Origin of the sequence: uncultured Allobosea sp. (genome assembly GCF_945956895.1) — a bacterium.
Classification (GTDB): Bacteria; Pseudomonadota; Alphaproteobacteria; order Rhizobiales; family Beijerinckiaceae; genus Allobosea.
This window is the reverse complement of record NZ_CAMFJF010000006.1, coordinates 35,015-56,329: the sequence shown is the minus strand read 5'-3', so window position 1 is coordinate 56,329 and position 21,315 is coordinate 35,015. Positions and strand designations below refer to the sequence as shown.

General features: G+C 65.7%; 20 protein-coding genes. 10 read left to right on the top strand and 10 right to left on the bottom strand.

Annotation, left to right across the window (positions count from 1 at the left end; genetic code table 11):
• The first annotated feature begins 255 nt into the window (after positions 1-255).
• From tsaD to Q0Q02_RS05670, 6 genes are all read left to right on the top strand, one after another.
• On the top strand, positions 256-1,311 hold the full coding sequence (gene tsaD / locus Q0Q02_RS05695; protein ID WP_293807621.1) for a tRNA (adenosine(37)-N6)-threonylcarbamoyltransferase complex transferase subunit TsaD: 1,056 nt from the start codon (positions 256-258) through the stop codon (positions 1,309-1,311).
• Positions 1,308-2,303, top strand: a complete 996-nt coding sequence (locus Q0Q02_RS05690; protein WP_293807619.1) for an NAD(P)H-dependent glycerol-3-phosphate dehydrogenase — start codon at positions 1,308-1,310, stop codon at positions 2,301-2,303. The genes tsaD and Q0Q02_RS05690 overlap by 4 nt, the downstream gene beginning before the upstream one ends.
• Positions 2,304-2,314: 11 nt before the next feature.
• Positions 2,315-2,641: a hypothetical protein gene (locus Q0Q02_RS05685; protein WP_293807618.1), complete on the top strand. Its 327-nt coding sequence runs from the start codon at positions 2,315-2,317 to the stop codon at positions 2,639-2,641.
• Positions 2,641-3,048, top strand: coding sequence for an EVE domain-containing protein (locus Q0Q02_RS05680; protein ID WP_293807616.1), 408 nt, complete (start codon positions 2,641-2,643; stop codon positions 3,046-3,048). The genes Q0Q02_RS05685 and Q0Q02_RS05680 overlap by 1 nt, the downstream gene beginning before the upstream one ends.
• 406 nt (positions 3,049-3,454) lie before the next feature.
• Positions 3,455-5,407, top strand: coding sequence for an acetate--CoA ligase (gene acs / locus Q0Q02_RS05675; protein ID WP_293807615.1), 1,953 nt, complete (start codon positions 3,455-3,457; stop codon positions 5,405-5,407).
• 210 nt (positions 5,408-5,617) lie between these two features.
• A complete protein-coding gene (locus Q0Q02_RS05670; protein ID WP_293807613.1) occupies positions 5,618-6,346 on the top strand; it encodes an AprI/Inh family metalloprotease inhibitor in 729 nt (242 codons plus the stop codon).
• Positions 6,347-6,491: 145 nt separating this feature from the next.
• On the opposite strand, the gene Q0Q02_RS05665 is transcribed toward Q0Q02_RS05670, so the two are convergent.
• Positions 6,492-7,064, bottom strand: coding sequence for a GNAT family N-acetyltransferase (locus Q0Q02_RS05665; protein WP_293807611.1), 573 nt, complete (start codon positions 7,062-7,064; stop codon positions 6,492-6,494).
• Between the two features lie 409 nt (positions 7,065-7,473).
• On the opposite strand from Q0Q02_RS05665, the gene Q0Q02_RS05660 reads away from it, so the two are divergent.
• Positions 7,474-8,112, top strand: a complete 639-nt coding sequence (locus Q0Q02_RS05660) for a cold-shock protein (RefSeq protein ID WP_293807609.1) — start codon at positions 7,474-7,476, stop codon at positions 8,110-8,112.
• Positions 8,113-8,294: 182 nt separating this feature from the next.
• Here Q0Q02_RS05660 and bfr read toward each other — a convergent pair whose 3' ends face one another.
• The 5 genes from bfr to Q0Q02_RS05635 all read right to left on the bottom strand — a co-directional run bounded on the left by bfr (position 8,295) and on the right by Q0Q02_RS05635 (position 12,946).
• Positions 8,295-8,789 carry a bacterioferritin gene (gene bfr, locus Q0Q02_RS05655; protein WP_293807608.1) on the bottom strand — a complete coding sequence of 165 codons (495 nt, stop codon included), beginning with the start codon at positions 8,787-8,789 and terminating at the stop codon, positions 8,295-8,297.
• Positions 8,790-8,908: 119 nt separating this feature from the next.
• A complete protein-coding gene (locus Q0Q02_RS05650; RefSeq protein WP_293807606.1) occupies positions 8,909-9,196 on the bottom strand; it encodes a (2Fe-2S)-binding protein in 288 nt (95 codons plus the stop codon).
• The gene (irrA, locus tag Q0Q02_RS05645; protein ID WP_293807604.1) at positions 9,193-9,726 is read right to left on the bottom strand and encodes an iron response transcriptional regulator IrrA; all 534 of its coding nucleotides are present in this window, start codon (positions 9,724-9,726) and stop codon (positions 9,193-9,195) included. The genes Q0Q02_RS05650 and irrA overlap by 4 nt, the downstream gene beginning before the upstream one ends.
• 242 nt (positions 9,727-9,968) lie before the next feature.
• On the bottom strand, positions 9,969-11,558 hold the full coding sequence (locus Q0Q02_RS05640) for a DHA2 family efflux MFS transporter permease subunit (RefSeq protein ID WP_293807602.1): 1,590 nt from the start codon (positions 11,556-11,558) through the stop codon (positions 9,969-9,971).
• 188 nt (positions 11,559-11,746) lie between these two features.
• On the bottom strand, positions 11,747-12,946 hold the full coding sequence (locus tag Q0Q02_RS05635; protein WP_293807601.1) for an HlyD family secretion protein: 1,200 nt from the start codon (positions 12,944-12,946) through the stop codon (positions 11,747-11,749).
• A 148-nt stretch (positions 12,947-13,094) separates the two neighbouring features.
• Between Q0Q02_RS05635 and Q0Q02_RS05630 the strand changes: the two genes are divergently transcribed.
• Positions 13,095-13,778: a TetR/AcrR family transcriptional regulator gene (locus Q0Q02_RS05630; RefSeq protein ID WP_293807600.1), complete on the top strand. Its 684-nt coding sequence runs from the start codon at positions 13,095-13,097 to the stop codon at positions 13,776-13,778.
• Between the two features lie 10 nt (positions 13,779-13,788).
• On the opposite strand, the gene Q0Q02_RS05625 is transcribed toward Q0Q02_RS05630, so the two are convergent.
• The 3 genes from Q0Q02_RS05625 to Q0Q02_RS05615 form a co-directional block, all read right to left on the bottom strand.
• The gene (locus Q0Q02_RS05625) at positions 13,789-14,289 is read right to left on the bottom strand and encodes a histidine kinase (RefSeq protein ID WP_293807599.1); all 501 of its coding nucleotides are present in this window, start codon (positions 14,287-14,289) and stop codon (positions 13,789-13,791) included.
• 121 nt (positions 14,290-14,410) lie between these two features.
• Entirely contained in the window at positions 14,411-15,343 is a 933-nt protein-coding gene (locus Q0Q02_RS05620; protein WP_293807598.1) for a DMT family transporter, read from the bottom strand.
• 146 nt (positions 15,344-15,489) lie between these two features.
• Positions 15,490-16,524, bottom strand: coding sequence for an aspartate-semialdehyde dehydrogenase (locus Q0Q02_RS05615; protein ID WP_293807597.1), 1,035 nt, complete (start codon positions 16,522-16,524; stop codon positions 15,490-15,492).
• A gap of 455 nt (positions 16,525-16,979) precedes the next feature.
• Here Q0Q02_RS05615 and Q0Q02_RS05610 point away from each other — a divergent pair, with 455 nt between their 5' ends.
• Together Q0Q02_RS05610 and Q0Q02_RS05605 are read left to right on the top strand one after the other, a co-directional pair.
• Positions 16,980-18,089 (top strand): hypothetical protein, encoded by a 1,110-nt coding sequence (locus tag Q0Q02_RS05610; protein ID WP_293807596.1) that lies wholly within the window; start codon positions 16,980-16,982, stop codon positions 18,087-18,089.
• 102 nt (positions 18,090-18,191) lie between these two features.
• Positions 18,192-18,497: a hypothetical protein gene (locus tag Q0Q02_RS05605; protein ID WP_293807595.1), complete on the top strand. Its 306-nt coding sequence runs from the start codon at positions 18,192-18,194 to the stop codon at positions 18,495-18,497.
• Positions 18,498-18,704: 207 nt separating this feature from the next.
• Here Q0Q02_RS05605 and Q0Q02_RS05600 read toward each other — a convergent pair whose 3' ends face one another.
• Positions 18,705-21,104, bottom strand: a complete 2,400-nt coding sequence (locus Q0Q02_RS05600; protein WP_293807594.1) for a transketolase — start codon at positions 21,102-21,104, stop codon at positions 18,705-18,707.
• Positions 21,105-21,315 lie beyond the last annotated feature (211 nt).

The window sequence follows — 21,315 nt, the reverse complement described above, 5'->3', positions numbered from 1 at the left end:
CACAGCTCCTGACGAGACAGGCAACGAGCACCGGACGATCCGCGAACGATGCAGCATTCCGCGTTCGGGCTGCATTGAGGCGGAACAATGATGCCGTGCATGCCGTCTCCCATTTTGTCTCTGGCGCAAAGGCAGCAACCCGCGGCCCTTGGCCTTGCATCCTGCCCCGCACTATACGAAGGAATTGCCGGCGAGGAACTGCCGGACACAGGCCTTCATCCCGTTCTTCCGTTCCACGAGGTTAATCGAGCGATCATGCGTGTCCTTGGGATCGAGACGACCTGCGACGAAACGGCGGCCTCGATCGTCTCCGTCGAGCGCTCCGGCGAGAGCAAGATCCTGTCGAACGAGGTGCTGAGCCAGATCGCCGCACATGCCGCCTATGGCGGCGTCGTGCCAGAGATCGCGGCGCGTGCCCATGTCGAGGCGATCGACCGCATCATCGCCCGCGCCTTCGCCAATGCCGATCTGAAGCCCGGCGATATCGATGCCGTCGCGGCGGCAGCCGGCCCCGGCCTCGTCGGCGGCGTCATGGTCGGCCTCACCGCCGGCAAGGCGATCGCGCTCGCCACCGGCAAGCCCTTCATCGCGATCAACCACCTCGAGGCGCATGCGCTGACCGCCCGCCTGACCGACGACCTCGCCTTCCCCTATCTTCTGCTGCTCGTCTCCGGCGGGCATACGCAATTGCTCGCCGTGCGCGGCGTCGGCGACTATCTCAAGCTCGGCAGCACGATCGACGATGCGGTCGGCGAGGCCTTCGACAAGATCGCCAAGATGCTGGCCCTGCCCTATCCCGGCGGCCCCTCGGTCGAGCGCGAGGCCGCGAAAGGCGATCCCGAGCGCTTCGATTTTCCGCGCCCACTGCAGGGAAGGCCAAGCCCGGATTTTTCGCTCTCCGGCCTCAAGACCGCCGTGCGCCTCGTTGCCGAGCGGATCGCGCCGCTTTCGGACAATGACGTCGCCGATCTCTGCGCCTCCTTCCAGGCCGCGATCGTCGACGTGATGGTCGACCGCACCCGTGCGGGCTTACGCGCCTGCCGTGAGGCCGGCATCACGCCCACGACCCTGGTCGTTGCCGGCGGCGTCGCCGCCAACCAGGCGATCCGCAGCGGGCTCAACCGCCTCGCGACCGAAGCCGGCCTGCCGATGGTCGCGCCGCCGCTGGCGCTCTGTGGCGACAATGGCGCGATGATCGCCTGGGCCGGGCTGGAGCGGCTCAGGCTCGGCCTCGTCGACGACATGAGCGCCGTTGCTCGCCCGCGCTGGCCGCTGGACACGCTCTCGGTCACGCCCTCGACTGCCGCATGAGCCGGCCCGCCGCCTATCGCAGCGTAGGCGTCGTCGGCGCCGGCGCCTACGGAACCGCGCTGGCGCTGGCCGCCGCTCGCGCCGGACGCGATGTGCAGCTCTGGGCGCGCGATGCCCAGACCATCGCGGCCATCGAACAGACGCGACGGGCGCCGCGCCTCCCCGGCATCCACCTGCCCGAAAGCATCCGCGCGACAAGCTCGCTTGGCGCCCTCGCCGATTGCGATACCCTGATCATCGCCGTGCCGACGCAGGCGTTGCGGTCAGCCTGCCGAAATCTGGCCGAAGCCCTGCCGCCGCGCGTGCCGGTCATCTCGGCCGCCAAGGGCATCGAGCAGGCAAGCGGCCGCTTCGTGACCGAGATCATCGAGCAGGCCTGGCCGGGCGCCACCGCCGCGATCCTCTCCGGCCCGAGCTTCGCCGACGATATCGGGCGCGGGCTGCCGACGGCGGTGACACTCGCAGCCGGCGATCCCGACCTGGCGCAGGCACTGGCCGAAGCCCTGAGCTCGCCCGCCTTCCGCATCTATCACTCCGCCGATACGCGCGGCGTCGAGATCGGCGGCGCCGCCAAGAACGTGCTCGCCATCGCGGCCGGCATCACGGTCGGGCTCGGGCTTGGCGAGAGCGCCCGCGCTGCGCTGGTGGCGCGCGGCTTCGCCGAATTGCGCCGCTTCGGCGAGGCCTATGGCGCCGATCCGGAAACGCTGATGGGTCTTTCGGGCCTCGGAGACGTGGTGCTGAGTTGCGCCTCGCCGCAATCGCGCAATTTCGCCTATGGACTGGCGTTGGGCGAGGGCAAGAGCCCGGCCGAGGCGGCCGGCGGCAAACTGGCCGAGGGAGCCTTCACCGCCCCGGTCCTCGCAGAAATGGCGCGGGCGAAGGCGGTCGAGACCCCGATCGCTGCGGCCGTGGCCGCGATCATCGCAGGTCATATCGGCGTGCGCGATGCGGTCGCGGCCCTGCTGGCGCGGCCGATCCGGGCGGAGTGAGGGAGGAGAGCATGGCGGGAGACTGGTCCGACCTGACGAAACGCGTCGCGCGCGGCCTTGCCGAGGTCAAGAAGACGACGGGCTCCGAGCTCGTCGCCGAGAGCGGCCCGGTGCCGCTGGCCGGCCGCATCGCGAGCCCGGTGATCCAGCATCGCAAGCGCCGGGCCGAGGGCACGCACCGCTTCGTGCTGATCCTGCCCTTCGGCGAGGGCGAGGTCCGCGTCGAGCTCGATCCCAAGGATTACGCCGCGCTGACCCGCGAGATGGTGCGGTTCTGGAACGAACAGGGCGAGGCGGCCTCGCAGCCGCCGGTGCCGCTCAAGGAGGACGAGGCCTGATGGCTCACTGGCTGATCAAATCCGAACCCTCGGTCTGGTCCTGGGACGACCAGGTCAAGGCCGGCGCGAAGGGCACGCATTGGGACGGGGTGAAGAACCACACCGCCAAGCTCAACCTGATGGCGATGAAGCAGGGCGACCAGGTCTTCTTCTACCATTCGAACGAGGGGCTGGAGGTCGTCGGCATCGTCGAGGTCATCAAGGAAGCCTATAACTGGATTCCGGGCGAGCCCTGGGTCCTCGTCGATTTCAAGGCGGTGAAGCCCCTGCCGAAGCCGGTCACGCTCGTCGCCGTCAAGGCCGAACCGAAGCTTGCCAAGATGTCGCTGGTCACCTCCTTCCGCCTCTCGGTCCAGCCGGTGAGCGACGAGGAATGGAACATCGTCTGCAAGATGGGCGGGCTTTAGAGCCTGCTGATGTCCAGCGGAGCGAAAACAAGGTGTCATCCCGGACAGGCTGCACAGCAGCGCCGATCCGGGATCCATCGTAGAGTTCCTGAGCCTTTCGATGGATCCCGGGTCAAGCCCGGGATGGCGCTGCGGTTCCGAGAATAATCAGCACGGTCTAGCCTCCGATCGGCAAAAAGCCGGTCCAAAAGTCGATTCGACCATCGGATGAGACGGTTCGAAGGCATTTCGGCCCGCTTTCATGCGTTTACGGCCTGCGCCTGCCACGAAAGTGCGATGCACAATGGCTTGCCGCGCGGCGCGCGCATCCTATGATGCGTCGAAATCGAAGAAGCGACGTCCGCCGTGCCTACCCACGAGGCGGACCAGCGCAACACAGACGGTCCAAGTCTGGGGAGACGCCCGAATGTCCGAGATCATCTACGACGTCCCGACCTCCTGGTCGAAGAAGGCCTGGGCGACCGACGCCAAGTACAAGAAGATGTACGCGGCCTCGATCAAGGATCCCGACAAGTTCTGGGGCGAGCAGGGCCAGCGCATCGACTGGTTCAAGCCCTACACCAAGGTCAGGAACGTCAGCTACAAGCCGGGCAAGGTCTCGATCAAATGGTTCGAGGACGGCACCACCAACGTCGCCCATAACTGCATCGACCGGCATCTCGCCACCCGTGCCAAACAGACGGCGATCATCTGGGAAGGCGACGACCCGTCGGAATCGAAGAAGATCACCTACGGCCAACTCTATACCGAGGTCTGCAAGTTCGCGAACGTCCTCAAGGCCAATGGCGTCAAGAAGGGTGACCGCGTCACCATCTACCTCCCGATGATTCCGGAAGCGGCCTATGCGATGCTCGCCTGCGCCCGCATCGGCGCGATCCATTCCGTGGTCTTCGGCGGCTTCTCGCCGGATTCGCTGGCGAGCCGCATCGAGGATTCCGATTCGAAGATCGTGATTACCGCCGATGAAGGCCTGCGCGGCGGCCGCGCCGTCCCGCTGAAGAAGAATGTCGATACCGCCGACGACAAGGTGAAGGGCGGCATCGCGACCGTCATTGTCGTCAAGCGCACCGGCGGCAATATCACGATGAAGGAAGGCCGCGACCGCTGGTACCATGACGAGGCGGCCAAGGTCTCCGGCCACTGCCCGCCGGCCGAGATGAAGGCGGAGGATCCGCTCTTCCTGCTCTACACCTCGGGCTCGACCGGCAAGCCGAAGGGCGTGCTGCACACCTCCGCCGGCTATCTCGTCTATGCCGCGATCACCCATCAATATGTCTTCGACTACCATGACGGCGACATCTACTGGTGCACGGCCGATGTCGGCTGGGTGACCGGCCACAGCTACATCCTCTACGGGCCGCTCGCCAACGGCGCGACCACGCTGATGTTCGAGGGCATCCCGACCTACCCGACGATCTCGCGCTTCTGGGAGGTCATCGACAAGCACAAGGTCAACACCTTCTACACCGCGCCGACCGCGATCCGCTCGCTGATGGGCGCCGGCGAGGAGCCGGTGAAGAAGACCAAGCGCAAGTCGCTGCGCCTGCTCGGCTCGGTCGGCGAGCCGATCAATCCGGAAGCCTGGGAGTGGTATCACCGCGTCGTCGGCGAGCGCCGCTGCCCGATCGTCGATACCTGGTGGCAGACCGAGACCGGCGGCATCCTGATCACGCCGCTGCCCGGCGCGACCCAGCTCAAGCCGGGTTCGGCGACGCGCCCCTTCTTCGGCGTCAAGCCGGAGATCGTCGATGCCGAGGGCAAGGTCCTGGAAGGCGCCTGCGAAGGCAATCTCGTCATCGCCGAGAGCTGGCCCGGCCAGATGCGCACGGTCTATGGCGACCACAAGCGCTTCGAGGAAACCTATTTCGCGACCTATCCGAACAAGTATTTCACCGGCGACGGCTGTCGCCGCGACGCCGACGGCTATTACTGGATCACCGGCCGCGTCGATGACGTCATCAACGTCTCCGGCCACCGCATGGGCACGGCCGAGGTCGAATCGGCGCTGGTCGCGCACCCCTCGGTCTCGGAAGCCGCGGTCGTCGGCTACCCCCACGACATCAAGGGCCAGGGCATCTATGCCTATGTCACGCTGATGTCCGGCGAAGAGCCCAGCGACACGCTGCGCAAGGAACTCGTCACTTATGTCCGCAACGAGATCGGCCCGATCGCCTCGCCGGACCTGATCCAGTTTGCGCCCGGCCTGCCCAAGACCCGCTCCGGCAAGATCATGCGCCGCATCCTGCGCAAGATCGCCGAGGACGAGTACGGCGCGCTCGGCGATACCTCGACGCTGGCCGATCCCGCCGTCGTGGACGACCTCGTCGCCAACCGCCAGAACAAGCGCAAGGCGGGCTGACACGCTCCCTTCGGGATGAAACCGAAAATGGCCTGCTCGCATCAGCGCGCGGGCCATTTTCATGGGATTGAGCGCCAGAGGTGGGAACCGAAGCCGATATCGAGGGTTCGCAACGCCGCAGGCCTGCGCTAGACCATGCTCATGCCGCGTTCATCGCGTTTCCTGATAATGACGCAACGTTCGGCTGACCGAGATCGGAACCCGCGCCTGATGACGACGACGATCAAGACCGCATCGACCGCCGCTTTCACCCGCGCGGCCGCCCTGCTTCCTTTGCTGGCGTTGACGGCTTGCGCCGGCTCGCAGCGGTTCAGCGGGCCGACGATGAACCAGCCCTCCTACAGCCAGCCCCTGCCCTCCGCGCCGCCGATCAGCTCCGCCCCGATCACTTCGGAGCCCCTGCCCCCGCCCGGCGGCTATCCCGCTGCTCCCCCCCAAGCCGGCGGTTATCCCGTCGCGGGCGGCCCGCAGACCGGCGGCGCCTTGCCCCCGCCCCAGGACCCGTTCTTCGACCCGAATGCCGGCGCCGCGCCGCAAGGCCAGCCGCAAGCCCTACCTCCAACCGGCCAGCCGGCACAGGACCCCGGCCTGCGCGGCAGCAGCAATCAGGTCGCCGGCCTCGGCTCAGCCCCCACGGCGGCCCCGCGCCCTTCCGCCAGCCGCGACGGTATGGTCGGTGGCTGGACCGCGCGTGAAGCGACCGGCGGCTCATGCCGCGTGCAACTCTCGAGCACGCCGACGCTCGATCTCTACCGCGCCTCCTCGTCCGGTTGCACGAACAAGGAATTGCAGAAGATCTCGGCCTGGGATTTCCGCGATGGCGAGGTCTATCTCTACCAGCAGGGCGGCACGGTCGCGGCCCGGCTGCGCAGCTCCGGCTCGGGCGCGCTCGACGGCGCCGTCACGAAGTCCGGCGCCTCGCTCTCGCTGAATCGATAGACACGCAACTGGCTGCGTCATGGTCGGGCTTGCCCCGACCACCCATGCCTTCTTGATCGAAGGCGGGGTTCAAGACGTGGATGCTCGCCACAAGGGCGAGCATGACGGTTGTTGGGTCAGCGCCGCGGTCGTGAATTCGCGGGCCTCACCCCCCGAGGCTCCGGGCGAGCAACGTGCTCGGCCAGAAGCTTTTCTGGATAGCCAGCGCCATCGTCGCGAAGCCCCTGGCGTTGTCGAGCGCCTCGTCGAGGATCGTGAAGGGCGTCGGCGCGCCGGTCGCGATCACGCCCTCGACATCCGCATAGCCGCTGACGAGATCGGCCTCGAACTTGGCCGCGAGCCGGCGCATCGCCGCATTCTCCGGCAGGCAGGTCAGATAGAGCGTGCGGACCCCGCGATTGCGCGCCGCCGTGATCAGGCGGCTGAACAATTGCGAGCCGACGCCACGGCGCCGCCATGGCGCCTCGACGCTGAAAGCCGCCTCGCCGGTCAGCGCGATGATGTCGTCGAGGCCGCGCAACTCGGCCGCACCGCGCACCACGCCATCGACCACGAAGGCATAGACCAACCCGCCGACGCCGAAGGTCGTCCTGGCATAGTTCTCCAGAAACGCGTCATTCACCGCCGTGCCGAAGCGCTGGTGGCGGGTGACCGAGTCGAGCCTGAGCAGATGCTCTCTGAAAAGATCGCGCTCCGTCGGCCACAGCCGCCGGATCACGCCATCGCCGGCCCTTTTGCCGGATTGTCGCGAACGCACCAAATCATCATCTCCTGAACTGCGCATGTGAGGCGCTAACCGACCAGGAGGCGTTGTCTTCCCTAACTCGGAACTCACATCATACCGATAACCGCCGATTGCAAGAGCGCGACCTGCGGCATTTTCGCCGATCATGCGGAGAATTTAGGCAGAAAATAGCCGAACACATGCGTATGACGCATAACGAAGGCCAAGAATGACCTTGGGGACGGCAGCGAAAAACCACTATTGCACCGTAAATTAGCATGCAATAATTTCGCATTGACCCCGATGACGGCGCGCCCGGCATGAGCTAAGTTGCGTGCTCCCGGTCACTCATATTTGAAGATCCATGTTCGATCGACGCAAGCCTCCCGCTGCCCAGCCTTTCGTGACGCACGAAAACATCGAAGCCAAGGTCAAGTGGTTCGACCCCGAGAAGGGGTTCGGTTTCGCATCGCCCTCCGACGGTTCGGGCGATGTCTTCCTGCATGTCTCGGCCATCGGGCCGCTCGACCAGCAGGACTTGCTGCCCGGCGCCACGATCGTCGCCGATCTCGGCGAAGGCCGCCGCGGCCTCCAGGTCGTCGCGGTCCATGAGATCGACGCCTCCACGGCGACGCAGACCGCGCCGGCTCCCCGCGCCTTCTCGCCCCGCCCTCCGCGCGATGATTTCGGCGGCGGCGGCTATGGCGATCGGGATCGCGGCGGCTACGGTGGCGATCGCGGTGGCTATGGCGGTGGTGATCGCGGCGGCTTCGGCGGCGGTGATCGCGGCCCGCGTGGCGGCGGCTTCCAGGATCGCAACAGCGGCCCGGTGGAAGGTCCCTATGATGGCGCCGTGAAGTTCTTCAACTCGGATCGCGGCTTCGGCTTCATCGCGCCGGACAAGGGTGGCCCGGACGTGTTCCTGCACGTCTCGTCGCTCGGCCGCAGCGGCCTGCAGCCGCCGATGGACGGGCAGCGCGTGCGCTTCTCGATCCGCACCGGCCGCAAGGGCCCGGAAGCCGCTGACGTCAGCTTCATCTGATCTGGTTCTGCTTCGCCGAAAATAGCAAAGGCCCGCCAACTGGCGGGCCTTTTCTTTTGGAGACATGTCCCAGTCGTCATTGCGAGGAGCGAAGCGAAGCAATCCAGGGGGCCATAGAGCTCTGCCGCCCCTGGATTGCTTCGCTACGCTCGCAATGACGATTCAGGTTGAAGTGCCTCGGCTCAATGCTCGTGGTCGTCGCCTTCCAGGCCGCCGATATGCTTCTGGGTGTAAAGCTCAATGCCGATGCGGCTGATGAGGTCGAGCTGGGTCTCCAGGAAGTCGATATGGCCTTCCTCATCCTTCATCAGGGCTTTGAACAGGTCTTCCGAGGGGTAGTCGCCGACCTCGCGGCAATACTTCGCCGCTTCCTGATAGAGAGAGCGGGCTTCGATCTCGGCCTTGAGATCGCACTCGATCACTTCCTTGACGGTCTCGCCGATGCGCAGCTGGTCGAGGGTCTGCAGGTTCGGAAAGCCCTCGAGGAAGAGGATGCGGTCGACGAAGCGGTCGGCATGGACCATCTCCTCGATCGATTCCTTCTTCCAGGTCTTGGCCATCTCCTTCAGGCCCCAGTTGTCCAGCATGCGGTAATGCAGCCAGTACTGGTTGATGGCGGTGAGCTCCGAGCGCAGCCCCTTGTTGAGATACTCGATGACCTTCTTATCGCCCTTCATCGGGTTCACTCCGCAATCCACATTAGAATGATACTAATGTAGTCGGGCGCTTTCCGGAAGTGAAGAGGTAAACCGCGGTCTCGGCGCTTTTGCCCGAACCGCGCGCGAGGCGCCTGACCTCAAGCCGCGACGCTCTCCTCGGCGAGCTCGATCCCGTCGAGCATGCGGCCAACCGAGACATGCACCGCGCATTCGATCTCGCGGCTGGCGCAGCTGCCGCATTGCGTCGCACAGACCGCGCGGGCTTCGGCCAGGAGCGCCCGGACCTCGCGCGCGCAACGGCCGCAATCCGGGCTGCAGCCCAGGCAGTCATAGACCTCGCCGGCCGTCCGGGGCCCGCTGCCATCGGCAGCGACAGTTCCCTTGATCTGGCCGCAAGACAGAACGTTACAGGAGCAGACGATCACGCGTGGTGGCCCACCACCCGCTTCGTCTCGATCTCCTCGCCATCGGCGCTGCGCAGGCGGACGATGACCTCGACCGAGGCGATCATCATGCCTTCCGGCGCATCCGGCAGGCCGGCAACCTGGATCATCGAGCCCGGGATGTCGGTGACGGTCTCATCGTCCTCGTTGTAGAAATGATGATGCTCCGACACGTTGGTATCGAAGAAGGTCTTCGGACCCGAGACGGAAACCTGGCGCAGCAGGCCGGCCTCGGAGAACTGGCGCAGCGTGTTGTAGACGGTCGCGAGCGAAAGCGGCTCGCGCGCCCGCAGCGCTTCCTCGTAGAGCATCTCGGCGCTGACATGGCGATCGCCCTTGGCGAAGAGCAGCCAGCCCAGCGCCATGCGCTGGCGCGTCGGGCGCAAGCCCGCCGTCCGCAGCCGCGCCTTCACGGCACTGATCGGGCAGCTGGACGGGTTTTTCTGCGGCCACGGGATATGATCGCCCGCCACTGGCTTGTGATCCTGATCCTTGCTCGCCAGAACGCTCATCGTAACGCCTTCCACACGCCGAACCTCGGCAGCGTAGTTTAGAAAACATCTAAACTACTGATATTGTTACCATATTTGGCCAACCGACGCTCGAATGTCAATCTTCGTGCCTGCGACATCGGGCAGCGCCCACAGCACATCGGCATGACAGCCGCGCCGATACCCTGCGACGAGCGCATGGCCGCGCGCGGCTGCTTGAGCCGGCCAGCGTCCGTGAGAACTGCAGTTCCGTGATGTGTCGCCTAGTGGCCACCGCCTCCGCCGCCCGCGACCGGCTTCGGCGGTTTGCTCAGGAACAGCGAGAGCACGACCAGGCTCCCGAAGATCACGGTCAGGCCGATGAAGACGTCACCGAAGGCCATGACCAGCGCCTGCTTGTGGACACGCTGGTTGACGAGGGCCAGAGCCATGGTCTGCGCCGCATCGCCGTGGTCGATGAAGCGCTGCGCCGTATTGGCGATCGCCTCCTCCGCCACGCCGCGCCCGGCGACGACCATCTCGTGCAGCCGGGTGATGTGCAGGTCGGTGCGCGTGTTGAGCATGGTGTTGATGATCGCGAGCCCGACCGCGCCACCGAGATTGCGTGTGAGATTGTAGAGACCCGACGCGTTCTTGAGCTGCTGCGGCGGCAGCGAGCCCAGCGCGATATTGTTGATCGGCACCATGCACAGCATCAGCGAGCAGCCGCGCAGGATCTGCGGCCAGAGCAGCTCGTAGAAATCCCAGTCCGAGGTGATGCCCGAGGCGATCCAGGTGCCCAGCGCGAAACCGCTGAAACCGATCATCATCATGACGCGCGGGTCGAGCTTGGCCGAAAGCCGCCCGGCGAAGGGCGCCGTGAAGAACATGCACAGGCCGGTGACGAACATCGTCTCGCCGATCATCAGCGCGTCATAGCCGCGGATGCGCCCGAGATAGACCGGGTAGAGATAAGTCAGTCCATAAAGGCCGATACCCATGCAGAACGAGAACAGCGAGCCGAAGGCGAAGTTGCGGTTCCTGAACGCATAGAGATCGACCAGCGGATCGTCGCGCGTCAGCGCCCGCCAGAAGAACAGGACGGCACCTGCGACCATGACGACCGTGAAGAACAGGATCTCGTGACTCTGGAACCATTCGAGCCGCGTCCCCTCCTCCAGCACATATTCGAGGCTGCCGAGGAAGGCCGCCATGGCGGCAAGCCCCAGCCAGTCGAAACGCTTGATCAGGCTGTGGTCCGGCTTGTCGAAATCGATCAGCGTCCAGGCTGCGAGCGTCACGCCGATGCCGGGCACGACATTGACGAGGAAGAGCCAGTGCCAGGAGAAGGCATGGCTGAGATAGCCGCCGACGGTCGGGCCGATCGTCGGCGCCAGCGTCGCGACGAGGCCGATCAGCGGCGAGACGATCGGCCGCTTCGACGGCGGGAAGATCGTGAAGGCGGCCGCAAAGACGCCGGGAATCATGCCGCCGCCGATGAAGCCCTGCACCGCCCGCCACAGGATCATCTCGTTGATCGAGGAGGCCTGGGCGCAGAGCACGCTGGAGATCGTGAAGCCCGCCGCCGCGATCGAGAAGAATACGCGCGTCGACAGCGCCCGGCTGAGATAGCCCGAGAGCGGGATCATGATCACTTCGGCGATCAGATAGGCCGTCTGGACCCAGGCGATCTCGTCCGAGGAGGCCGACAGGCCGGCCTGAATCTCGGCGAGCGAGGCCGAGACGATCTGGATGTCGAGGATCGCCATGAACATGCCGAAGACCATCGCCATGAAGGCGAAGATCCGGCGAAGCGGGATGGCGTCCGATGACGGCGGCGCTCCCGCCGGCGCATTCAGGGTCGCGGTGGCCATGGCGGCCTACCTTTCCTCGGGGTGTCATCCCGTGCGCGCTGCGGCATGGAATGCCGCCGCGCAGACACGGGACCGTCATCAGAAAGAGGCGCCCTTACAGAGCCGGGAGCCGGGAATAACTCGTCATGCGATCCCGCATCTGCGCAGCAACACTTCGTGCCGCAGCGCGTGCGGGATGACCCGCTTCATCAGCGCTGGCTGGCCGGCCTCGGATCGATCGAGACCACGACCGACATGCCCGGCCGCAGCACATGCTTCGCCGTCGATTCGCGGTCGAGCGTGATGCGCACGGGAACGCGCTGCACGATCTTGGTGAAGTTGCCGGTCGCGTTGTCGGGCGGCAGCAGCGTGAAGACCGAGCCCGTGCCGCCGGCAATGCCGCTGACCGTGCCGTGGAAGACCTGGCCCGGCAGCGCATCGACGGTGATGCTTGCCTTGTCGCCGGTCTTCAGCGGCCCGACCTGCGTCTCCTTGAAATTGGCGTCGACATAGACCTGGTCGAGCGGGACGATCGACATCAGGCGCTTGCCGGCACCGACAAGGTCGCCGATCTGCATATTGGTGTTGGCGACGACGCCATCGATCGGCGCCGCGATCTTCATGAAGGAGAGATCGCGCTCGGCCTTTAGCTCGGCGACCTTCAGCTCGTCGATCTGGCGGGCGGCCTCGATGCGCTGCGCCTCCAGCACCTTGATATTGGCCTGCGCCTGCACGACGCCGGCCTTGGCGCTCGCCACTGCGGCTATAGCCTGGTCGCGAGCCGCGGTCGCGGCGTCGAGCGTCGCCTGCGAGCCGTATGACTTGGCGGCGAGGCTGTTGGCGCGGTCGAAATCGGCGGTCGTGCGGGTCACCGCGGCTTCAGCCGAATTCTGCTGCGCCTGCGCTTGCAACTGGGCCGCGCGCGCCGCCTCGACCTGGCTGTCGATACGGGCCAGCGTCGCCTGCCCCGTCGCGGTCTTGGCGCGGGCGCTGTCGAGCGCGATCCGCCAGTCGCCATCGTCGAGCGCGACGAGCGGCTGGCCGGCCTTGACCTCCTGGTTCTGGCGGACCGAGACGGCGGCGATATTCGCCGAGAGCTTGGCCGAGACGGTCGCCATCTCGGCACCGACATAGGCATCGTCGGTCGAGACGATGAAGCGGCCATTGCGCCACCAGTCGATGCCGTACCAGAGCCCCGCGCCCACGGCAGCTGCGACCATGACGATGAACGCACCGCGCTTCAGCGGGCTCTTGCCGGATTTGGCTCTGGCTTCGGCGGCTTCCGGGGGGGCGCTCTTCGCTTGTACGTCGCGAGCGGTAGCGGGCTCGGCCGGCTGGGCGGTCTCGGCCTTGGCGTCGACCAGCTTCAGCCGGTCCCGTCGGTGTTCGGTTGCACTGTCAGCAGACATTGGTCGTCCTGCATGTCAATTCGAACCGTTCGGTTCGATTGCGCTTGAAATAGCGCGAGCAATAATGCATATCAAGTCAAATCGAACTGATTGGTTCGATTCTTTTTCGCAGTCGCCATGCAGGGCCCATAGACCGGGCCGGAACAAAATGTCGGAAATTTCTGAAATCCCGGTAAAGACGGGGCCACGCAACCGCCGCATCGCCGGCGCAGATCCCGACAAGCGCCGCCAGATTCTCGACGGTGCGTTGCAGGTGTTCACCTCGCGCGGATTCGACGCCGCCAGCATGAGCGACATCGCTGCGGCCGCGAATGTCTCGAAGGGCACGCTCTACGTCTACTTCGAGGACAAGGAGCACCTGTTCGTCGACCTGATCCAGCGCGAGCGCGAAACCCAGAAGCGCGGCGCGATAGAGGCCCTGAACGAGGATTCCGATCCCGTGCGGGCTCTGAGCAAATTCGGCTTCTGCATCGTGCGGGTGATCAATGACGAGCTGGCGGTCAGCGCCCACCGTGTCGTCATCGGCGTGGCCGAGCGCATGCCCGATCTCGGCCGGGAATTCTACGAGAACGGCCCGATGCTCGGCTCGCGGTTGATCGCGCGCTATCTCGACCGCATGGTGGCCGAGGGCAAGCTCGCGATCGACGACACCTATCTCGCGGCCGTCCAGTTCCTCGATCTCTGCCAGTCGACACTGACACGCCCGCGCCTGTTCAACGCCGTCCGCACCCCGCCGAGCGAGGACGAGATCCGCCGCGTCGTCGGCGAGGCGGTCGCGATGTTCATGGCGCGCTATGGGCGCGGGGCCGGCTCCCAGCCGGCCTCACGCTGACCGAGACGCCCTATTTCAGCGCCTTCAGGCTGTTGATGATCGAGGCCAGGTCCTTGAGATTCTCCTTCTCGCCCTCGGGCGAGGCCCAATAGGTCAGAACGAGGCCTTTGGTCTCGGTGACCTGCAGCAAGGTCAGGCTGACATGGGTCGGGCCGTCCTCGTCCTTGCCGGTCCACTGCACCTGGACGCCTTCCATGCCATTGTTGGAGAACGGCTTCTTCTCCTGCGTCGCGGTATCGACGACGACGCCCTTACTCTTCAGCCAGGTGACCGCTTCGGCGATGGCTTGTGCGGCGTCCTTCAGTTCCGTCACCTCGACCGAGATGTAGACGGCCTCGTCGTCGGACGTCGATTCGACGCCTTTGGCGATCTCGGTGGATTCCCAATCGTCCGGCATCGTGATCACAGCGACGGGGTTGGGGTCGGGAATCGAATAGGTCTTGGCGCTTGCGAGCCCGGGCAGCAGGAAAAGGCTGGCGGCAAGAACCGCGCGTGCGAGATGGATCGGCATAGGGAAGGGTCCTGGGAAGAAGGCGCCGGATGGCGCAACGTCACCCTACAGCAACGCCGCCGCGGCGCCACGCATCCGAATGGAAAGCAGCATCCGTATCGCGATCCTTGGTTACCAGCCCTCAGCCAGCGACCTGCCTGGCGCGGATGCGCTCGCGATGGGCGATGTAGAGCCCGGAGGCGGCGATGATGCTGGCGCCGACATAGGTCCAGACATCCGGGATCGCTGCGAAAACCAGATAGCCGAAGATCGAGGACCAAAGCAGCTGCGAATAGGAAAAAGGCGCCAGCAGCGAAGCATCGGCGTAGCGGAAGGCCTGGATCAGGAAGATGTGCCCGATCGTTGAAATGCTGCCGATGAAGAGGCCGATCAGGACCGCCTTGAGATCAAGCGCCTGCCAGCTGAACGGCACCACCAACGAGAGCAGGACGAAGCCGATCGTGGCGGAATAGGCCAATGTCACCACCGGGATCTCGGTGCGGCTCATCATCCGGGTGACGATCAGCGAAAACGCCCAGAAAAAAGACGAGCCCAGAACGAAGAACGACGCGCCATGAAAGCCGGCGCCACCGGGACGCACCACGACCAGCACGCCGACCAACCCGACGATCGTGGCGAGCCAGCGCCGCCAGCCGACGATCTCGCCCAGAATGGGAATCGAGAGCGCCGTCACGAAGAGCGGCGAGACGAAGGAGGTGGCGGTCGCATCCGCCATCGGCAGGTCGTGCAGCCCCGCCACGAACAGGATCGAGGAGATGGTCACGCCCAAGGCCCGCAGCACCTGCAGGCCGGGCCGGCGTGTGCTCATCCTGCGGAAACCACCGGTGAAGCTGATGGTGACGAGCATGATCGCGGCAAAGGTGCCGTAGCGCATCCAGGTGATCTGAAGCGCGGGCAAGGTGGTCGCCAGATATTTGGAGGCGATGTCGCCGCTGCACATGAAGATGGACGAGAGCAGCAGAAGCGCGATGCCGCGCGCGGAATTGTCGATGCGCAGCGGTCTGCCTTCCTGCGAAGGGACGACCGGTGTTTGATCGAGGGGAGCGTTGGGCAAGGGCTCGGCTCGCGCGCAAGGACTGCCCAAGCCTTAGCCCGTTTGCCCGGCATATCCACACGCAAAGACGGTCTCCCGCCTATGCGCGTGGGCATTGCCGGTGACCCTGCCCGATTTTCGGACAGGGGCGCGCAGCGCGGCTTGCCTCAGGCGGCCTGCTGGCGCGGCTGGATCAGCTTGCGGTTGACCAGAACCTCGGCGATCTGCACCGCGTTCAGCGCCGCGCCCTTGCGCAGGTTGTCCGAGACGCACCAGAAGGCGAGGCCGTTCTCGACGGTCGCGTCCTCGCGGATGCGCGAGATATAGGTCGCGTCCTCGCCGGCCGCCTCATGCGGGGTGATGTAGCCGCCGGGCTCGTGCTTATCGATCACGAGGATACCCGGCGCGGTACGCAACACCTCGCGCGCCTCCTCGGCGGTGATCGGCTTCTCGCACTCGATGTTCACGCTCTCGGAATGGCCGATGAAGACCGGCACGCGCACGCAGGTCGCGGTCAGCTTGATCTTCTTGTCGAGGATCTTCTTGGTCTCGACCACCATCTTCCACTCTTCCTTGGTGAAGCCGTCCTCCATGAAGACGTCGATCTGCGGAATGAGGTTGAAGGAGATGCGCTTCGGGAACTTCTTGGTGGTGACCTCGCCGGCCGAGAACACGGCGCGGGTCTGGTTGAACAGCTCGTCCATGCCTTCCTTGCCGGCGCCGGAGACCGACTGATAGGTCGAGACGACGACGCGCTTGATGCCGAACTTGTCGTGCAGCGGCTTCAACGCCACGACGAGCTGCGCAGTCGAGCAGTTCGGGTTGGCGATGATGTTCATCTTGGTGAAGCCGGCAGCGGCGGCGGCATTCACCTCCGGCACGATCAGCGGCACGTCGGGGTGCATGCGGAAGGCCGAGGAGTTGTCGATGACGACGCAGCCCTGAGCGCCGATCTTCGGCGACCAGGCCTTCGAGACATCGCCACCCGCCGACATCAGGCAGATATCGGTGTCGGAGAAGTCGTAATGCTCCAACGCCCGGCACTTCAGCGTCTTGTCGCCGAAGGAAACCTCGGTGCCGACCGAGCGGGAGGAGGCGAGCGCCACGACCTCGCCGACGGGGAAGGCACGCTCGGCGAGAATGTCCAGCATCTCGCGGCCTACATTGCCGGTTGCTCCGACGACTGCGACCTTGAAGCTCATGATGTGATCCTTTGCGGATAAGGCGGTTCGGGTCTCCCTTTGGGGGCCGCCCCGCACCGGTCTCGGGCGGGTTCGGCGATCTCTCCCCGCCGGGGGGAGATGGACCCGGAACCGAGGCGAAGCGTCAGCGCGACGTACCGGCTTTCCCGGTCGTCGTTTTGGTCGTGAGTTTCGTCGTCGTCAGACGGACAGTCACAGAGCCAATCCCGAAGGGCTGAAAACTTCGCTAGGCGGCACAACCTTGCGCCACGCCCTGTCAGAACACCGAGAGCGACGAAAAGTCAATCTCCTCCTCATAGTTGCGCTCCACGCCGCCCATTAACCGTGATCGTTGACCTCCTGTTCACGCTGCCGGCCGATCGCCCTCTCTCGGTAACCCGACGGCGACTCCCGAGGTTCAGCCTGCCCGCTCCACCGAGGATTGCGGGGCCATCGCGCCGTGCGGGAGTAACGGGTTGCGTTTGCGTTCGGACGAGTCGATGTCGCGGCTCCAGCCCCTGCTGCGGCAGTTGCGACGCGTGTGGCTTCGCGCCGGCACGCTGTCCCGCAACGCATGGGCGCGGGTAGCGGCCATCGACTTCGTCCCGCTTCTCATTTCTGGCGCCGACCGGATCGAGGCGTCATTCCGGACCGCGTGCCGCATCGGCCGCCGCCTCACGCCACGCGGCGGCTTCGGGTTGCCGGGCGCGCTCGCCTGGCGCATCGCGGCCGCGCTCGGTGGCATCAGCCTGACAGCCGCACTCGTCACCGGCCTTTCCACGAATGGCGAGGGCCAGTCCCAGCTCGCCAGCCTGGCATCGCCGGTCGCGGCTGCCACCACCCGAAGCGCGGCTCTCGGCCGCAAGCCCCTCGCGGTGAGCGAGGCGGACTGGATGACAATCAGCCGCCCGATCGCGATCTTCAATCTCGAAGCGCCCGAACTTGGCCGCGAGGCTCCCGCGCTCGAAGCGCGCCGCAGCCAGGACGGCAGCCGGCGCGAGGACCTGCTGAGCTTCGGCGCCTTCGCCGGGTCCGGCCCGCATCTTGCCTTGCGCCTGAGGACGGGTGACGGCCCTGCCGCCGGCCCCTCTTCTTTCACCGTAGCGCTCGTTCACGCCGCCGCATTGCGCAGCCTTGCCGTCGAGCGCGGCAGCACGCCCGCGCTGATCGAGACCCGCTTCGGCGCGCTCGAAACCGCCGATATCGTCCTCGGCGACGGCAGCGAGAGTCGCGCCTGCCTCGCCTTCCGCACGGTTAGTCCCGACGCTCCCTTCGCGATGAGCGGTTGGTGGTGCGCCGGCGCCAAGCCCAGCGATCGCAAGCAACTGACTTGCCTGATCGACCGGCTCGATCTCGCCAATGCCGGGGCCGAGCCCGAATTGCGGGCCGCCTTCGCTCGCAGCGAACTCCAGCGCCAGCCGGGCTGCGCCACGCCGCGCCTCTCGGCGACCGGCCGCAAGGTCTCCTGGCTCGACGCGGACGGCACGATGCCGGCCCTGCGCATGAAGACCGCGGCCGCCGAACCGGGGAAGTCCGCAGCCGAGCCGCGTGCACACCGGGCGAAGAAGCCGCGCAATCAACGCTGAGCAAGCGCGCTAACAAAGTTGTTAACGACGCGGTGCTAACCTTTGCGTCGGTTTTGGGATGCTTACATCGAGTGGGTCAGTCCGCTCCCGGAGATTGCCGTCATGATGTCGTTCAAGCGCGTTGCCGCCCTCCTCGCCGTCACGATTACGGCCTCGACCGTCGTGGCAAGCATGGCCGAAGCACAGAACCGCCGCGGCCCGCTGCGCGTCACCGTGCAGAAGCGCAGCTATTTCGATGCCGGCAATGTCGTGCCCGTCGGCTCGCTGAACCGTTACGCCAGCCAGCACATGTCGGCTTCGCCGGTCTATGCCAGCACGGGCGAGCTCTATGGCGAAGGCACCCTGCCCGGCCGCATCGGCGCGGGCGCGAACCCGTTCGCGAACACCTTCGCGACGCCGCGCTTCTGACGAGCGTTATTTAAGAGGCACCTGCCTTTAAGGGCGATTGTCATCCCGTGCGCGCCGCAGCGTGAAACGCTGCTGCGCAGACACGGGACCGTATGACGAGAAGGCACCTCTTTCCGAGGGCGATCCCGCATCTGCGCAGCAGCACTACGTGCCGCAGCGCGTGCGGGAAGACACGCTTCATTAAAAAGCGCTCTTCATTGACGCTCCTTACTCCGGCAACGCCCTGAGATAACGCACCGGCCGCCCCGGCGCCGCGGCGTTGGCCGCATGCACGATCGCATTCGCGTCGATGCCGAAATGCCGGTAGAGGTCCGCCACCGTGCCGGTCTGGCCGAAATGCTCGACGCCAAGCGCCTTCTGCTTGTGACCGTGGACGCTGCCGAGCCAGGCCAGCGTCGCCGGATGCCCGTCCAGCACCGAGACGATGCCGCAATCGCGCGAGAGTTCGCCGAGCAGCCGCTCGACATGGCTCGTCGCCGAATGGTTGCCGCGCTGGCGCGCCCGCTCGGCCGCCTGCCAGCCGGCATTGAGCCGGTCGGCCGAGGTGATCGCGAGCAGGCCGACATCGCGCCGGTCTTCGGACAATAGCCCGACCGCCTCGATCGCCTCCGGCGCCACCGCGCCGGTATAGGCGATCACGACAGACGCGTTCGGCCCCGGCTTCCTCAGCCAATAGGCGCCGTCGATGATGGCGCGCTCCAGCTCGGATGTCATCGCCCGGCTCGGCTGCTCGACCTGACGGGTCGAGAGGCGCAGATAGACCGAGCCGCCGGTCTCGTCGCGCAGCCAGGTGCGCTCGTCGGGGTCGCCCTCGCCGTCGCGCTGCATGTAGTCGAAGGACCAGCGCATCATCACCGCAAGCTCGTCGACGAAAGCCGGTTCGAAGGAGCAGAGCCCGTCCTGGCTCATCCCAATCAGCGGCGTCGCGATCGACTGATGCGCGCCGCCCTCCGGCGCCAGCGTCACGCCGGACGGCGTCGCCACCACCATGAAGCGCGCATCCTGGTAGCAGGCATAGTTCAGCGCATCGAGCCCGCGCGAGATGAAGGGGTCGTAGAGCGTACCGATCGGGATCAGCCGCTCGCCGAAGATCGAATGCGACAGGCCGAGCGCCGAGAGGTTGATGAACAGGTTCATCTCGGCGATGCCAAGCTCGACATGCTGCCCCTTCGGCGAGAATTCCCATTTCTGCATCGAGGGAATGCGCTCGTCCTTGAAGGTGTCGGCCATCGACGCCTTGGCGAAAAGCCCGCGCCGGTTCACCCAGGGCCCGAGATTGGTCGAGACCGTGACGTCCGGCGCCGTCGTCACGATGCGATCGGCCAGCGGCCCGCCGGTCTTGGCCAGATCGTCCAGCACCTTGCCGAAGCCCATCTGGGTGGACATCGAGGACTGGATGCCGGCTTCCAGCTTGTCCGGAACCGGCAGCTTGGGGGCCGAGAAGCGCCGCCGTCCCTGCGAGAAGAACGGCACTTTGTCGAGGAAGCCGCGGACCTCGCCCTCGGGCAGATCGAGCCCCTCGAACAGGTCCCATTCATGGCCGGGGCGGATATTGTTCGCCTTGCGGAAGCCGTCGAGCTGCTCCTTGGTCATCAGCCCGGCATGGTTGTCCTTGTGCCCGGCGATCGGCAGCCCGAAACCCTTCACCGTATAGGCGAGGAAGCAGACCGGCCGGTCATGGTCGATGCTCTCGAAGGCTTCGAGGATCGACGGCAGGTCGTGGCCGCCGAGATTGCACATCAGCTTCGAGAGTTCGGCGTCGGAGCGCTTCTCGATCAGCGTGGTGACCGGTCCCTGGTCGCCGAGATCGTCCATCAGGCGCTTGCGCCAGGCAGCGCCGCCCTGGAAGGTCAGCGCCGAGTAGAGCTGGTTCGGGCAGGAATCGATCCAGGCCTTCAGCCGCTCGCCGCCCTTCTCCTTGAAGGCGGCCTGCTGAAGCGAGCCGTATTTCAGCGTGACCACGTCCCAGCCGAAATTGCGGAACATCGTCTCGAACCGATCGTAGAGTCCCTCGCGGATCACCGCGTCGAGCGACTGGCGATTATAGTCGATGATCCACCAGGTGTTGCGCAGGCCGTGCTTCCAGCCCTCCATCAGGGCCTCGAAGATATTGCCCTCGTCCAACTCGGCATCGCCGATCAGCGAGACCATCCGGCCCTCCGGCCGGTCCTTCGCCCAGCCATGCGCCTTCACGTAATCCTGCGTCAGCGAGGAGAACAAGGTCTGCGCCACGCCGAGGCCGACCGAGCCGGTCGAGAAATCGACATCGTCGATATCCTTGGTGCGCGAGGGATAGCTTTGCGCGCCCTTGTAGCCGCGGAAATTCTCGAGCTTCTCGCGCGTCTGCAGCCCCATCAGGTAGTTGATGGCGTGGAAGATCGGCGAGGCATGCGGCTTCACCGCGACGCGATCCTGCGGCTTCAGCGCCGCCATGTAGAGCGCGGTCATGATGGTCGCGAGCGAGGCCGAGGAGGCCTGGTGCCCGCCCACCTTCATCCCGTCTTCGTTCTGGCGAATATGGTTGGCGTTGTGGATCGTCCACGAAGCCAGCCAGAGGATCTTCTTCTCCAGCTCGGCGAGAAACGGCAGGCGCGGATCTGTTGTCATGAATGTGGCCCGAACTCCCAGTGCTGCCGATCATGCACGGAAGCACTGGCAGAACGAGCCAAATTTCCGTGTGAGCGCGCCCGACTTTGGCGGTTTCCGCTACAGCGGCGCGGCCGGGCGCGGGAAACCACCAATTGCCTCATGGGTTCCGTTGCCGGAATTGATGGCGCATCGATGCGGGGTGTCATCCCGTGCGCGCTGCAGCGTGCAA